We start from the raw sequence: 14,567 nt of genomic DNA on the forward strand, positions 1-14,567 counted from the left end.
TCTTTTACTGCTCTCTTCGAAATACCAATTCAAATCCTTCCGCATATAATAGCCCTGCCTGGCATCCTCTGTAGGAGGCAAGACCTCTGATTGCTGTTTCACTTCTGGGATGAGGATACTCTCTCATTACACCCTCATATTGGGACAGGGCTTCTATTTTTTTTGCAAGCCCTGCTTCTTTGATTTCTACAAATATGTTGGGTGTAAAGGAATGGAGGGAGGAATTCAGGGACCATTCCGTAGAGGAAGGAATTTCCATGAAAAGTAATTCCTTGACCGGTTTTATAACAGGGTTCCTCTGAAAGAGGCGTATAGCTGCCTGGCAGGCCAGAGAAGTCTGATAATGGTCGTTATTAACATCTGCCGGATGATGGGTAAATACGGCTTCTGCCTCAGAGACCGCTAAAATCTTTTCTATAAACTGCACCAGCCTGATATGCGGAACACTGTTAAATTCTATATTCGGAAAGCTCCCAAGATAAACTTTTCTCACTCCAATTATTTTACTGCAATTTATAATATCCTGGCGCAGCTTTGCTGTTTTCGGTCTGTTTTTTCTGGCTTTCGCTTCGCCGCAAAGAATACATACCTCAACCCGGTTTCCTTCCTCTGACAGTTTTTTAATGGTACCGCCTGCACCTAATACTTCATCATCGGGATGTGCTACAACAAATAAATAATTCATATTTATACCCATTGCATATCACAGACTGGCCTGTGATATAGTCTCAAATAAAAACAAATGAAAGAATTATCTATGGCTGAGGATTACAAAATAATATGAAACAAATTACAGTCCTTTCATACTAATTCAGAAATTCTCTTAATCTATCATTGACCTCCTCCGGCTCCTTATAAGTTGGCACTGCTTCCTTTAAAGCCGACCGGATTTTTTCGTTGGAACTGTTTTTTAAGGCTTCCTTCAATTTTTCAAGGGAATATGTTATTTGAGACAATGCAATTTCTTCCTGCTTTTCAATAAATATCTTATGATTTACTGTTGCAGTTAGTTCACACTTATTTGCTAATAACTCTTCATATAATTTCTCACCGGGTCTTAATCCGGTTTCAATGATATCAATATCTTTATATGGAACAAATCCGTTAAGCCTTATTAATTCCTCTGCCAGACTAAGAATTCGAACCGGTTTTCCCATATCAAGAACATAGATTTCCCCGCTGGCTGCCATTTCTCCGGCCTTTAGTACCAGACTGGCTGCCTCCGTTACTGTCATAAAATACCGCAGGATATTTTTATCTGTTATGGTAACCGGGCCGCCTCTGTCTATTTGAGACTGGAAAAGAGGGATTACGGAGCCGTTGGAGCCGAGAACATTGCCAAAGCGTACCGCAGCAAAGCCGGTGCTGCCATACTTCACACTCTGAAGAAGCATTTCGCAAAAGCGCTTGCTGGCTCCCATGATATTTGTGGGATTTACAGCCTTATCCGTTGATATTAATACAAACTTTTCCGCTCTGAATTCTCTGGCTGCTGTTATGACATTATAGGTACCAAAAATATTGTTCTTGACAGCTTCCCCCGGGCAGTCCTCCATAAGCGGCACATGTTTGTGGGCCGCAGCATGGAATACCAGCTCAGGATGGTATTTTCTGAATATATTATTAACTGCCATAGCATCCTGGACAGATGCAATTTCAATTTTCAGATTTAAATTCTTATAAGTAACGTTTAATTCCTGCTGCAGCTCATATGCATTATTTTCATAAATATCAAGAATAATAAGCTGCCTGGGTCCTTCTCTGGCTGCCTGCCTGCATATTTCAGAGCCTATAGTACCTCCTCCTCCTGTAACGAGGATAACTTTATCTGATAAAAAGCTTTGTCCACCCTCCCTCCCAAGGCTGACAGGTTCCCTTCCCAGCAATTCATCCGGTATCAGATTCAGTTTGCCTCTTTTGTACTTAAAAGCCCTTTTCCACTTCAACTCAACTGCCCCTTCCCGGTAAAATTTCGTCAGAAACTATATTAATATATTCTTTTATTTCTGATAATGTGACATATAAACCATTAAACGGTTCTAAGCAGGTCATATCCTGTAACAATAAATCATATGCAGCATAAAATATAAAGAAACTTCTCAAAGATAAGTTGATAATTAGAAAGGAGCAGGAGAATTTTATGACTTATATTGTAATGCAGTTTATTGTATTGTTATTAATTATTCTAATCAGCGGTATTTTCGCAGACAGAATATTCAGGCTAGTTGCTTTGTGTGAAAAATCCAGCAGCATTTTTACATCCCTGATATTTGGATTATTCATATATCTGATCAATATATGGGGATTATTCATTTTTAAGGATATTACGCATTTTCCAATGCTTGTTGCCTCTTTCGACTGCCTGCAATTTACAAGAAGATTTATACTTCTCAGCCTTTTGGTTGGTGCTATATTAGGAGGAATTTCAGGTGTCTTTGGCTGGCTCCTTTGCAGAATACGTAAAGATACCTAATAAAAAATAGGTCCGCCAGGACCTATTTTTTTGCTGTAAACCTTTAACTTATAAACACTAAAAAGCTTATAAATAAATTGATAAAAGACTTTTAATTTTCAAATAGTATAATGGTTATACTGTAAAATCTTAGTGGACTTTTAATATAAATTTTTAATGGGCTTCCATATAATTTCTTAATGGGTTTTAATATAAATGATTAATAAGCTATTTAATTTTAAATTCTTAATAGGTTTTTTATTAAATTCTAGAAGAACTTTGAGATAAATTAAAATAGATTTTAATGATATAATTTAAAATGATATATATAATTAAGAGACTGGTTAACATAATTATTTTATGTTAACCAGTCTCTTTCATTATATCAATCTACAATCTGCTTCTTATCTAATTATGATTAAAGCCTCCAGAATTGATATCCCTTTTCTATCCATTTGTCCTTATCAAGGATTCCTTTTACATCTATCAGAACTTTTTCTTCCGCTTTACCTGCCTTAAACATTGCCATAATCTCTTTTTCCTTTAATGCCTTAAATTCATCATGGGCAACGGCAAATACCAGGCAGTCGGCTTCCTTAATTTCTTCTCTGGAAATAAGACTTATTCCATAATGCTTTTTGGTTTCCTCCGCATTTGCCAAAGGGTCATATACAACAGGTTCAATACCGTATTCCTGAAGCTTATGATAGATATCCACAACCTTTGTATTTCTGATATCCGGACAATTTTCCTTAAAGGTAATCCCAAGCACTGCCACCTTACTGTCTCTGACCGGTCTATTAGTAAGTATCAGTTTCTTTAAAATAATATCCGTGATAAATTCTCCCATACCATCATTTATTTTGCGCCCGGAAAGAATGATCTGTGAATGGTAGCCAAGGCGTTCCGCCTCATAGATAAAATAATAAGGGTCCACACCAATGCAATGCCCGCCCACAAGACCTGGGTAGAAATTCAAAGAATTCCATTTCGAACTCATTGCCTCAATTACTTCTCTGGTATCAATCTGCATCCTTTCAAATACCATAGCCAGCTCATTCATGAAGGCAATGTTAATATCCCGCTGGCTGTTTTCAACAACCTTAGCCGCTTCTGCCACTTTAATGCTGCTGACCGGATATACCCCTGCGTTAATAATACGGCTGTACACCTCCGTTACTTCCTTTAATGACTCTTCATCCATGCCTGATACAATCTTTCTTATATTCTCAAGCCTATGGACCTTATCTCCCGGATTAATCCTCTCCGGCGAATAGCCCACTTTAAAATCCTTCCCGCAGGTCAACCCTGAAAATTTCTCCAGTATGGGAACACATATTCCTTCCGTAACACCCGGATATACTGTGGATTCATAGACTACAATAGATCCTTTTAAAAGATTTCTTCCTACAATCTCACTTGCCGTTTCTACCGGCTTAAGGTCCGGCATTTTATGAGAGGTTACCGGTGTGGGAACAGCAATAATATGAAATTTTGCCAGACGAAGATTTTCTTCTGCATCAGTAAAGTCAATAGCAGCCTTTTTTATTGCCTCATCCCCTACCTCTTTGGTTGGATCAATTCCCTCTTTATATTTTTTTATCACATCACTGCTGATATCGTATCCGATAACATGATATATTTTAGAGAAAGCCAGTGCCAGGGGCATACCAACATAGCCAAGCCCTATAACAGAAAGGCTTTCCTTTTTCGCTTTTAAATCCTTTGACAAACTCATGGAAATTACCTCACTCTTCTAAATAGTACGGAGCTTAAAGCTCTGCCTAAAGTTAAATCTAGGCTCCTAAATCATAAATTTCTGAAAGCCTATCTAAAACCATAGTATGACTAAATGCTCTTTTTGTCACAAAAATAGACCGCCAGTTTGCCTGGCGGTCTATTTTTAAGTGGTGTATTTCGAAGGAATTAGACGGTTTGTAAGCTGTTATAGCCTATTCCCCTTGTGCAAAGTAAGGTATGACAATATAGTTGCCTTCATGAATGGTATCGGAAGACAAACCGTTGGTTTCTTTGATTTCTCTGATATAAGATTTCATATTCTTATAGTCATCCGTTATATATTCGTCGGCAATGCTCCAGAGAGTATCCCCTTTTTTTATCTGAACACTTACTATCTGTTTCTTGGAATCCACCAGTTTTTGTGCGGTTACATCCGTTGGAATTAAGAGGAAGAATACTGTCAAAGTAATTGCAATCAAAATTCCAAGCAGTGCAAAAAATTGCTTCTTATGTATAAAATGAATAATTCTTGCCGGTATCTGTCCGGTAATCAAAGTGAATGTTGTTTGACTCATAATGCATTCCTCCTATATTTCTCATCTTCTGTAATCACATACCCTTCGGCACTGCAAGCTTTTCTGCTGTTGGACAATGCCTGTAATATGGCTGTCAGCTGCCTTTTATATGGATTATCGAACATATGTTGCGAACACTTGTTTTCATATCCTGATTATAATACCCAAACATTTGTTTGTCAACGGTAATTTATAACTTTTTTCAAAAAAAGCGAACATAAGTTTTGCATTTGACAAAAAAGCATGTTATAATGATTGCAATGAAAGTGAAACTTTTGTACATAATACATGAATTTGATAAATTTCAATAAACGGAGGAAATATAAATGAGCTATGGCAAAATCAGCCCGAAGCAAAAAGAAATCCTTGAATATTTAAAAAAACAAACATTATCAAAAGGCTATCCCCCTGCAGTTCGTGAGATTTGTGAAGCAGTAAAGTTAAAATCCACCTCTTCTGTACATTCCCATCTGGAAACTCTTGAAAAGAATGGATACATAAGACGTGACCCGTCAAAGCCAAGAGCAATCGAAATCATGGATGACACCTTTAACTTATCGAAGAGAGAGATGGTCAGCGTTCCAATTGTGGGAACCATTACAGCCGGTCAGCCAATACTTGCTGTTGAGAATATTGAAGGCTATTTCCCTATTCCGTCAGAATACATGCCCAATGAAGAAACCTTTATGTTAAAGGTAAAGGGCGAAAGTATGATCAATGCCGGTATATTCGACGGGGACCAGATACTTGTCCAGAAGCAGTCCCATGCTTCAAACGGAGATTTTGTTGTGGCTTTAATTGAAGATTCCGTAACCGTCAAAACCTTCTTCAAAGAAAATGGCTATTACCGTTTACAGCCTGAAAATGACTCCATGGAGCCTATTATTGTTAATGAACTTGAAATCCTTGGCAAGGTAATCGGACTATTCCGCATGTTCTGATTTTTTATTGTTTGCATTGGAATGAACAACCCGGTTGGCGTTATGCATTAATCTGTCCCAAGTATCTTCGCCCAGCTTGTGAAGGATAATTCTTCTGGCCTCCCCTATAACAGGAGGCCGGTAAGATATATTGTGGCAATCACTGCCAAGTAAGTCTACGTAACCCTCTTTTATCAGGCTTAAAGCCTTTCTTTTTGTCTCAGAGCCTGTAATGGCGGAAGTATTCATTTGTAAAAGACACCCCATATCCTTAAGCTTCCTTAAAAGCTTTCTGCTCTTCATCAGCGGTTTGTACCGGTCAATATGCGCAATAATGGGGTTAATATTGTAATACCCGATTATCCTATCCAGTTCTTCCATATACTCATTATTCCAGGCTTTCATATCAGGCAATTCCAGAAGCAGGTAACTGGTATTTTCAATACACAGCGGCTTTAAATCCCTGTTATTGAAAAGGAACCTGTGCAGGTAGGTCTCACTGGCGGCTACTAAGTGTATCTTACTGTGGGATACTGCTTCCATGGCATTGGACCTTTTCTTAACAAACTCCTCCAATGTCGTCTCCATGGGGTAAAAATGAGGTGTGCATACAGCTGTGGTTACCTTTTGGTGGTAAAGATATTCTGTCAGCATAATTGCTTCTTCACTGGAAAAAGCTCCGTCATCAATGCCAGGCAGTATATGAGTGTGCATATCAATCATGATTACCTCTCTTCCGCCGCGTAAAGCGGCATGTAAAAGCTTTGTTGTTAATGAACTATTCCGTTATTTTTATTTTTCTTTGTGCTGTAATAGTATTTCGATTTATGCCCTCCTAATTCCTTTTCTGAAATTCCATTGAGAACAAATCCCAGGATATTTGCTTTTGCATAATGATACTTCATAAGTGCATTATCAATGTCAGAATAAGTAGTTTTATTCTCCCTTGTTACTAAAATTGCCCCATCGGTACTCTTTATAAAGCTTAAAGAGTCCGCCACAACATTTACAGGCGGTGTGTCCAGTACAATATAATCATATTCCGTTTCCAGCTCTTTTATTAATAATTCCATCTGCTTGCTGCCTAAAAGCTCGGAGGGATTGGGAGGTGTGGAGCCCATTGGCATCATGTGCAGATTCTCATAGGGTGTTATATAAAGGCATTCTTTTAAGGAATTGATATGGGATAAAAGGTCACTCAGACCTGGCTGGCTTTTTGCTTTAAAATAATGATGAAGTCTCCCTTTTCTCAAGTCACAGTCAATCAAAAGTACCTTATATCCTGCCTGTGATATGGCTATTGAAAGATTTATGCTCGTTGTACTCTTACCATCCTCCGGTGAGGGACTGGTAATTAATATCTTCTTACATTCTTCCTTCCGGATGGAGAATCTTAAATTTGTCCGCAGAGCCTTATAGCTCTCTGTCACCAGAAAAGAATCCTGTGTAATTAATCCTTGGTTTAAATCCTCTCCATAACCTTTTCTTATTAGCTTTTTTAATCTGGCAGGGATACTTTTATCTCTACTGTTATCCTCTGCTGCAAAGTCCGGTATCGCTCCAAGTAATGGAATGTTATAGTGTTTCAATAAATCCTCCTGGCTTACGACCTTAAGGTTAAGGACTTCCTTCACCATAGACAGAAAAAATGCCATAAATCCGCAGATTATACCTCCAAGCAATGTATTTAAGATCGTATTGGGGCCTGACGGGGAAGGCTGGTAAACTACCGGATCCACTACATTTATAACAGCATCTGATTTTATCTTTTCAATCAGCTTGGGCGCAATGGTTTCCATACTCTTAACTAATCGATAGGAATCATCAGGATTTTTGCTGGTTAAAGTTATGCTGAAAATCTCCGTATTTTGAACTGTTTTTATTTCAGTCATCTTCTTAAGGTCAGGCATGCTATAGGGAAGCCTGCTTAACTCCAATACCTGAGCATAGAACTGCCTTGTATTCAAAAAATTAATATAGGTCTCCGCTATTTTCTGTGCATAATCCAGCTCTGACAGATTAGCAGCGGTACTGTCCGCCGTACTAACATAGAACTGAGTGGAAGCAGTATATGTTTTATCGACAAAATAACTGGTATATAGAAAGCTCAATAAAAGACCCCCAAGAGTACATGCTGCTATCAGAATAAAACGTTTTTTTAGAAGATGCAGAATATCAGTAACTGTGAATTCCATTTTGGACCGTTTCCTTTCCGGATAGATTTTGTTTTATTCTATGAAGGAATAAGGACTTTGGGTACATTTTATGGAGAAAAAGGTAAAATAAAGAAAGGGCTACCACATTACAGGAAGGAAGAATAAATTCTTCTCTCTTGCCTGATTGCAGCAGCCCATACAAGGTCAATATTTATATGGTGTTACTTATTTCACTTCAAGTTGTTCTTTGGAGACAAGTTTACCGTCTCTCCAGATACGCTCCAAATCATAGAATAAGCGGTCCTCTTTGGAAAAGATATGCACAACTACATCACCATAGTCCATTAATATCCAGCTTGCAGACCTAATGCCCTCTATTCTTTTCGGCTCATACCCATTCTTTGACAGCTCTTCCATAACGTTGTCCACCAGGGCCTGAACCTGTGAGGAGTTAGTTCCGTTTGCAATAATAAAATAGTCAGCAATAACGGTGATGCTGCCAATTTCAATAACCTTAATATCTTCTGCCTTCTTATCATCCAAAGCTTTATAGGTCAATTTTGCGATTTCTTTTGCTGTATCCATTGATACTCCTTTACTCTTTGCACAATTTCCTTTTATAAAAATCATAGGTATCGGCTGTGGTTTCATCTATCAGTTTACCTGATTCCATCAGATAAGCTATGGTATCTCCTAAAATCTGATAAACAGCCTTATCCAGATTTTCAAAGGATAGTTTTCTTATGTTATCCAGATTAGGGATTACGGATGAGGTACGGTTTGGCTCCATGTAATCTGCTACAAATATAATCTTTTCAAGCAATGTCATATCCGGCCTGCCTGTTGTATGCCAGGTTATAGCAGAAAGGATTTCCTCATCTTCTATATTATATACGCTTTTTGCATAAAATGCTCCAAGCTTAGCGTGCAGCAGGTCAGGCTTCAGCATCTCCACCTGTTTTACCGGCACCCCATTGGTAATGCACTCTGTCAGCATTTCCTCGCCGGTCATGTATTTTGCACAGTCATGTAAAAGTCCTGCTATCAAAGCCTTTTCATAATCAGCGTCATGCACCAATGCCATGGAAAATGCAGTAGTCATGACCCCCAGTGAATGAAGATATCTTTTCTTTGGCAGGATATCTCCTAAACTTTTTTCCAGCTGATATAAATCTTCCTTCATTATTTCTGCCCTTTTCCTGAAAATAAATGATGTTCCATGATATAATCACATACAGCATCAGGAACGTAATACCTGATAGAACAGCCTTTGCCTGCCATATTTCTTAAATCATGGGATGCTATATCCAAATAGGGAGTGTTCAGGATATGAATGAAGGCACCGTACTTCGAACTTAAAAGTTCAGCCTGATCCCTTAGCTCCTGTCTGGTTTCGTTACCTCTGACAGCCGCTACAATATGTGCTAACCGGAATATTACCTGCGGTTCCCACCAGCTTTCCATCTGAAACAGGGAATCTGCCCCCATAATGAAATAATAAGTAACATCAGGGTTCTGAATCGTCAGCTCCTGCAAAGTGTCGGCAGTATAAGTTGTGCCTTCCCTTGTAAGTTCAACCCGTGAAAGCTCAAAATAAGGATTGTCCTTAATGGCCAATTCCACCATCTTTTCCCTGTGCCAATCTTCTGTTATTATTTCATTACACTTATGGGGCGGTCTTTTAGAAGGCATAAAAAGTACTTTATCCAGCCCAAGCTGCTCCAAGGCGCTTTGTGCAAGAATGAGATGTGCCATATGAATCGGATTAAAGGTTCCTCCCATGATTCCTATTTTCATCATCTTTATACCCTCATTTGTATTATTTATTCCCTTTGCTTAAGGTTTCCTTCGGTAACTCTATTTTTTTCCTGGTTTTAGATTCTCTATATAAGACAAATTTTTTTCCGATAACCTGTACCACCTCGGAATGGGTACGTTCTGCAACCGTTCTGGCAATCTCAGTAGGATCATCAAGGCAGTTCTTAAGTACTGTTACCTTAATAAGCTCTCTGGATTCCAGAGCTTCCTCAAGTCCCTGTGTCAGTTCAGGCGTAAGACTTGCTTTTCCAACCTGATAAATCGGCTCGATATTCATGGCAAGCCCTTTTAAATAGGCTCTTTGTTTACTCGTCATTTATTTCCTTTCCCGGAGAAGGGGTCGTTGCAAAATAGCCAGCTATGCGAGGCTATTTTGCAACATCTCCTTTCCGTCCCTGCAATCTATCAATCAATAAACCGAATTCTATTTATAGTAATCAAATTGGAGACCATACATCTTGACCGTATCTCCCTCTTCAATTTCCAGTGCTTCCAGTTCATCCAGAATACCGCTGTCCTTTAAAAAGTGCTGGAAGAATTCAAAGCCCTTTTCGGAATCCAGATTGGTATATCCTAACATACGTTCAATTCTTGGACCTTCCACTACAAAGAGATGCTCTTCTTCCTTTACAACAGTATAGGGCTCATTACCAAAGTCAATGGCATTAAGGTCGAATTCCTTCTCAAAGACTACCGGCTCTGAAGGCAGACTGTCAAGCAATTCCTTTACATGGAAAAGCAATTCTCTTACTCCCTTACCGCTAACGGCAGATATGGGAAATACCTTTATACCCTGAGGTTCAAAGGCATCTTTTAAAACTCCAACAGCCTTTTCCTCTTCCTCACCATATAAAATATCCAGCTTATTGGCAGCTATTACCTGAGGTTTATCGGCAAGCTCTTCATTATAAGCCTTCAGCTCACTGTTTATGGTCTCAATATCGGCTATTGGATCTCTTCCTTCCACTCCGGCAGCATCCACCATATGAATAATGACCTTGGTCCGCTCAATATGCTTTAAAAATTCATGACCAAGCCCTATTCCCTGAGAGGCGCCTTCAATAAGCCCTGGAATATCTGCAATTACAAAACCGTCTCCATTTTCCAAATCCACTACACCTAAGTTCGGATTCAGAGTTGTAAAATGATAGTTGGCTATCTTTGGTTTGGCATTGGTTACACGGGAAAGGAATGTGGATTTACCTACATTGGGATATCCTACCAGACCAACATCGGCAATTACCTTAAGCTCTAAGGTAACATTAAGCTCTTTGGCCTTTTGCCCCGGCTGGGCATATTTTGGAACCTGCATGGTTGCTGTGGCATAATGCTGGTTGCCTTTTCCGCCTCTGCCTCCCTTTAGGATTACCTCCCGCCGGTTTCCATGGGACATATCCGCTATGACCTTGCCGGATTCTGTCTCCTTAATAACTGTTCCTTCGGGCACCTTCAGGATTAAATCTGCACCATTCTTTCCGTGGCAGTTCTTCTTGCCTCCGGTTTCTCCTTCTTCGGCAATATATTTTTTAACAAAGCGGTAATCCGTTAAGGTGTTCAAATTACCATCGACTTCAAATATAACATCTCCGCCTTTACCGCCGTCTCCTCCGTCAGGACCCCCAGCAGCAACAAAGAGCTCTCTTCGAAAGCTTACATGTCCGTCGCCGCCCTTGCCGGAACGAATAAATATCTTCGCACTGTCTGCAAACATTGTATCACCTCTTTCCTGAATATCTAATCTCCTAAAGATATTCCTATATCATGAACAAACCCCACATTCATGAATAAATCAAGAATCTGGGGTCCTAAAGTTTCATCTTATTTGGATTCTACTGGATAAACAGAAGCCTGTTTCTTGTCTCTGCCTTTTCTTTCGAAACGAACAACACCATCAACTAATGCAAATAAGGTATCATCTCCGCCGCGTCCTACATTGATGCCGGGATGAATCTTGGTACCGCGCTGTCTGTAAAGGATGTTACCAGCCAAAACAAACTGTCCGTCGGCTCTCTTTGCACCTAATCTCTTGGACTCAGAATCTCTGCCGTTCTTGGTAGAACCAACACCCTTTTTATGGGCGAACAATTGAAGGTTCATTTTCAACATAACCTACACCTCCTTGAATAAATGCCGCAGGAAAATCCCGCTAAACAAATTTAATATACTTCTTTCCGTAATCTTCCCTGATCCCGTTAATGCCAAGAAAAAGGGAATTTAATAACAAAGTTGATTCATTACAAGGTTTTGAAACAATCCTAAAATCTATCATCCCCTCTTCCTCCTTCAAATCAAAGGTATCGGAAGTAAAGGTTTCAATAGAATTGACGGTATTAATGACAAGAGCCGAAACAGCTGCACATACGATATCCTGTCCGCTTTCTGCGAAGCCTGCATGTCCTGTGCTGCGAAAGCCTGTTATTTTTCCGTCTGCATCTTTATATACGGATAATGTTATCATAACTTAACCCTTATGTTATGCGTTGATTTTTTCAATCTTAACCTTGGTATATGGCTGCCTGTGACCATTCTTCTTGTGATATCCGGTCTTTCTCTTATAACGGTAAACAATAACTTTCTTGTTCTTGCCTTCTTCTACTACTGATGCAGTAACTGTTGCTCCGGCTACCGTAGGATTTCCTGCTACGAAAGAACCATTGTTTACAGCAAGTACCTGGTCAAAGGTATAAGTTGTTCCAGCTTCCAAACCAAGCTTTTCTACTTTAATGATATCGCCTTCGGCTACTTTGTACTGTTTACCACCTGTTGCAATAATTGCGTACATATGGCACACCTCCTATTATCATTACTCGCCAGCTTTGGTATCTATTTACAATAGTATATTAAAATAGATTTCAAAACCTCGCTGTGCGGCACACTAGATTAGTCTAGCATATAAGCCAGTTATTGTCAACGAATAAAATAAATTTTTACACGTCTGACGTATGAGCCCAATTATCAAAGACTCTTTTCTAAAAAACTCTTATTGACAATTATATCAGAGTGATATATCCTTAGTAAAAATATTATATCAGAGTGATATACTTCTGGTTTCTGGCACTGATATAGTAGAAAGAATCTGCTATATACATGAAAGCATGTGCGAAAAGGAGGAAAAAATGCATAAAATTTTATTTGTTAACGGTAATTTAAAGGGCCACTTCAATCCCACCCTGCCAGTTGTAAAGGAACTGGTCAGCCGCGGTGAGGAGGTATGGTACTTTGCTTCGGAGATTTTTAAGGAAGAACTGGAGTCTGTGGGGGCTCATTTCATCAGCTCAGGAGCAGAGATTGAAGAATTCAATAAAAATTTTCGTTCTTCCGGTAACCATCCATTTTATACCCTGTTAGAATACAAGCTGAAATACGATATAGCTATGGTGCCTGTACTGCTAAACCGGATACAGAATCTTTCCTTTGATGTTTTAGTATATGATTCCTATTTAGGCGGAGGCAGTTTCCTTCCCTCCATACTGCAAATACCATCCATATGCTCTGCCACTACTTTTGCCCTTAACAGGCTTCCTATCGAAAGGGAACAGCTTATAAGCGGCTGCCATCCGCAGCTGGATGAATTCTATCTTGTCCTTCAAAAGGAATGTGCCCGTCTGGGAGTCAGAGTACCGGATGCTTTAGAATTTTTTGCATCAAGGGGTGATATTACCCTTGTATATACCGCTAAGGAATTTAATCCCGGCAGCGAGGCCTTTGACGACAGTTACATATTTACAGGGCCCTCTATAGGAGAAAGGCAGGACGATATGGACTTTCCCTGGCAGAGGCTAACGGGTAATCCCCTTATCTATATTTCCATGGGGAGTATAAATACAGAGCTTGCCGGATTCTATAAAATATGCCTGGAAGCCTTTAGCAATTCGGAATATCAGGTTGTAATGTCCGTGGGCAGTAAAATAGAAATTTCATCCCTTGGGAACATTCCCGGTAATATTATTCTGTGCCGGCAGGCCCCCCAGCTGGAATTATTAAAGCGCTGTGTACTCTTTATCAGCCACGGCGGTCTTAACAGTATAAACGAAGCCCTGTATTATGGAGTGCCAGCCATTGTTGTTCCCCTTGTAAATGACCAGTTTATAACAGCCAGGCAGGTCTTGACCCATGGATTGGGTATGTCACTGAAATTTACAGAAATCACTGCCCAGCTTATGGCGAATACAGTTAATACCATATTGACAGACACTTCCTATCAGGATAACTGTAAGGATTTCAGCAGAATATCCCGGCAGGCAGGGGGATACCGCAAAGCAGCCGATGTTATACAGCAAATGGAGGTTAAAAATGGCATTAAAAAATAAAACCCGTTATGCGATTCTTGGAATTCTAAGCATCCATTCCGGAACCGGATATGATATTAAAAAATACTGTGATACTGTCATCTCAAACTTTTGGAATGAAAATTTCGGACATATCTATCCTGTATTGAACCAGCTGCTGGAGGATGGATGGATTCAAACAGACGAGTCTTCCTCACCCAGAAAGAAGGTATATTCCATTACCGAAACGGGCAGACAGGAATTTTTAAGGTGGCTTGCAGAGCCGGCCGGCTATCAGCCTGAAAGGTCGGAGTTTTTATTAAAATTCACCTTTTCAAGTAATCTGGATAAGAAAGCTATCCTAAGAATGCTGTCCGATTACAGAAAGATGCATTGCGACAGGCTGGATAAATACCAGCTCATGCAGAAAGACCTTCAAAAAGGCTTAAAGGATGTGGTTCCGGAAAGAGAATTATTCTTATACGCCCCCCTTCGTTTGGGCATTTTAAATACCAGGGCTGCCATTGACTGGTGCGATGAAATCATGATGGCTCTGGAAAAAAGCAATTAATCTGGACTTTTCTCATTAAGCTTTATTTTATCATCCTTAAAAAGGATGGTAAAACACAGATGAAACT

The 14,567-nt window shown here is 39.5% G+C and carries 18 protein-coding genes; 4 read left to right on the top strand and 14 right to left on the bottom strand.

What is annotated here, in order from left to right:
- Positions 1-4: 4 nt before the first annotated feature.
- Together BUB77_RS00860 and BUB77_RS00865 are read right to left on the bottom strand one after the other, a co-directional pair.
- Positions 5-685 (bottom strand): PIG-L deacetylase family protein, encoded by a 681-nt coding sequence (locus tag BUB77_RS00860; protein ID WP_073272917.1) that lies wholly within the window; start codon positions 683-685, stop codon positions 5-7.
- Positions 686-806: 121 nt separating this feature from the next.
- Positions 807-1,946 (bottom strand): UDP-N-acetylglucosamine 4,6-dehydratase family protein, encoded by a 1,140-nt coding sequence (locus BUB77_RS00865; RefSeq protein WP_073271930.1) that lies wholly within the window; start codon positions 1,944-1,946, stop codon positions 807-809.
- A 194-nt stretch (positions 1,947-2,140) separates the two neighbouring features.
- Between BUB77_RS00865 and BUB77_RS00870 the strand changes: the two genes are divergently transcribed.
- Positions 2,141-2,473 carry a hypothetical protein gene (locus BUB77_RS00870; protein WP_073271932.1) on the top strand — a complete coding sequence of 111 codons (333 nt, stop codon included), beginning with the start codon at positions 2,141-2,143 and terminating at the stop codon, positions 2,471-2,473.
- A 397-nt stretch (positions 2,474-2,870) separates the two neighbouring features.
- Here the strand turns inward: BUB77_RS00870 and BUB77_RS00875 are convergent, their stop codons facing one another.
- Together BUB77_RS00875 and yneA are read right to left on the bottom strand one after the other, a co-directional pair.
- A complete protein-coding gene (locus BUB77_RS00875; protein WP_073271934.1) occupies positions 2,871-4,190 on the bottom strand; it encodes a nucleotide sugar dehydrogenase in 1,320 nt (439 codons plus the stop codon).
- 214 nt (positions 4,191-4,404) lie between these two features.
- Entirely contained in the window at positions 4,405-4,767 is a 363-nt protein-coding gene (yneA, locus tag BUB77_RS00880; RefSeq protein WP_084123853.1) for a cell division suppressor protein YneA, read from the bottom strand.
- A 326-nt stretch (positions 4,768-5,093) separates the two neighbouring features.
- Here yneA and lexA point away from each other — a divergent pair, with 326 nt between their 5' ends.
- Complete coding sequence (lexA, locus tag BUB77_RS00885; protein ID WP_073271937.1) at positions 5,094-5,708, top strand: transcriptional repressor LexA; 615 nt, start codon at positions 5,094-5,096, stop codon at positions 5,706-5,708.
- On the opposite strand, the gene BUB77_RS00890 is transcribed toward lexA, so the two are convergent.
- The 10 genes from BUB77_RS00890 to rplU form a co-directional block, all read right to left on the bottom strand.
- Positions 5,691-6,410, bottom strand: coding sequence for a CpsB/CapC family capsule biosynthesis tyrosine phosphatase (locus tag BUB77_RS00890; protein WP_073271940.1), 720 nt, complete (start codon positions 6,408-6,410; stop codon positions 5,691-5,693). The two genes, lexA and BUB77_RS00890, sit on opposite strands and share 18 nt — an antisense overlap.
- A gap of 47 nt (positions 6,411-6,457) precedes the next feature.
- A complete protein-coding gene (locus BUB77_RS00895) occupies positions 6,458-7,882 on the bottom strand; it encodes a tyrosine-protein kinase domain-containing protein (protein WP_073271943.1) in 1,425 nt (474 codons plus the stop codon).
- 186 nt (positions 7,883-8,068) lie between these two features.
- Positions 8,069-8,428, bottom strand: coding sequence for a ribosome silencing factor (gene rsfS / locus BUB77_RS00900; protein ID WP_073271945.1), 360 nt, complete (start codon positions 8,426-8,428; stop codon positions 8,069-8,071).
- Between the two features lie 10 nt (positions 8,429-8,438).
- Positions 8,439-9,026 carry a bis(5'-nucleosyl)-tetraphosphatase (symmetrical) YqeK gene (yqeK, locus tag BUB77_RS00905; RefSeq protein ID WP_073271948.1) on the bottom strand — a complete coding sequence of 196 codons (588 nt, stop codon included), beginning with the start codon at positions 9,024-9,026 and terminating at the stop codon, positions 8,439-8,441.
- Entirely contained in the window at positions 9,026-9,643 is a 618-nt protein-coding gene (gene nadD / locus BUB77_RS00910; protein WP_073271950.1) for a nicotinate-nucleotide adenylyltransferase, read from the bottom strand. The genes yqeK and nadD overlap by 1 nt, the downstream gene beginning before the upstream one ends.
- Positions 9,644-9,662: 19 nt before the next feature.
- Complete coding sequence (gene yhbY, locus BUB77_RS00915) at positions 9,663-9,977, bottom strand: ribosome assembly RNA-binding protein YhbY (RefSeq protein ID WP_073271953.1); 315 nt, start codon at positions 9,975-9,977, stop codon at positions 9,663-9,665.
- A 108-nt stretch (positions 9,978-10,085) separates the two neighbouring features.
- Entirely contained in the window at positions 10,086-11,372 is a 1,287-nt protein-coding gene (gene obgE / locus BUB77_RS00920) for a GTPase ObgE (RefSeq protein WP_073271956.1), read from the bottom strand.
- Positions 11,373-11,479: 107 nt separating this feature from the next.
- Complete coding sequence (gene rpmA / locus BUB77_RS00925) at positions 11,480-11,767, bottom strand: 50S ribosomal protein L27 (protein WP_073271959.1); 288 nt, start codon at positions 11,765-11,767, stop codon at positions 11,480-11,482.
- A 40-nt stretch (positions 11,768-11,807) separates the two neighbouring features.
- Positions 11,808-12,119 (bottom strand): ribosomal-processing cysteine protease Prp, encoded by a 312-nt coding sequence (locus BUB77_RS00930; protein WP_073271962.1) that lies wholly within the window; start codon positions 12,117-12,119, stop codon positions 11,808-11,810.
- A 15-nt stretch (positions 12,120-12,134) separates the two neighbouring features.
- Positions 12,135-12,443: a 50S ribosomal protein L21 gene (rplU, locus tag BUB77_RS00935; protein ID WP_073271965.1), complete on the bottom strand. Its 309-nt coding sequence runs from the start codon at positions 12,441-12,443 to the stop codon at positions 12,135-12,137.
- Between the two features lie 334 nt (positions 12,444-12,777).
- Between rplU and BUB77_RS00940 the strand changes: the two genes are divergently transcribed.
- Both BUB77_RS00940 and BUB77_RS00945 read left to right on the top strand, forming a co-directional pair.
- Positions 12,778-13,971: a macrolide family glycosyltransferase gene (locus tag BUB77_RS00940; protein ID WP_073271966.1), complete on the top strand. Its 1,194-nt coding sequence runs from the start codon at positions 12,778-12,780 to the stop codon at positions 13,969-13,971.
- On the top strand, positions 13,955-14,500 hold the full coding sequence (locus BUB77_RS00945; RefSeq protein WP_073271969.1) for a PadR family transcriptional regulator: 546 nt from the start codon (positions 13,955-13,957) through the stop codon (positions 14,498-14,500). Before BUB77_RS00940 ends, BUB77_RS00945 begins: the two co-directional genes overlap by 17 nt.
- Positions 14,501-14,567: the final 67 nt, after the last annotated feature.

Origin of the sequence: Anaerocolumna jejuensis DSM 15929, assembly GCF_900142215.1 — a bacterium.
Lineage (GTDB): Bacteria > Bacillota > Clostridia > Lachnospirales > Lachnospiraceae > Anaerocolumna > Anaerocolumna jejuensis.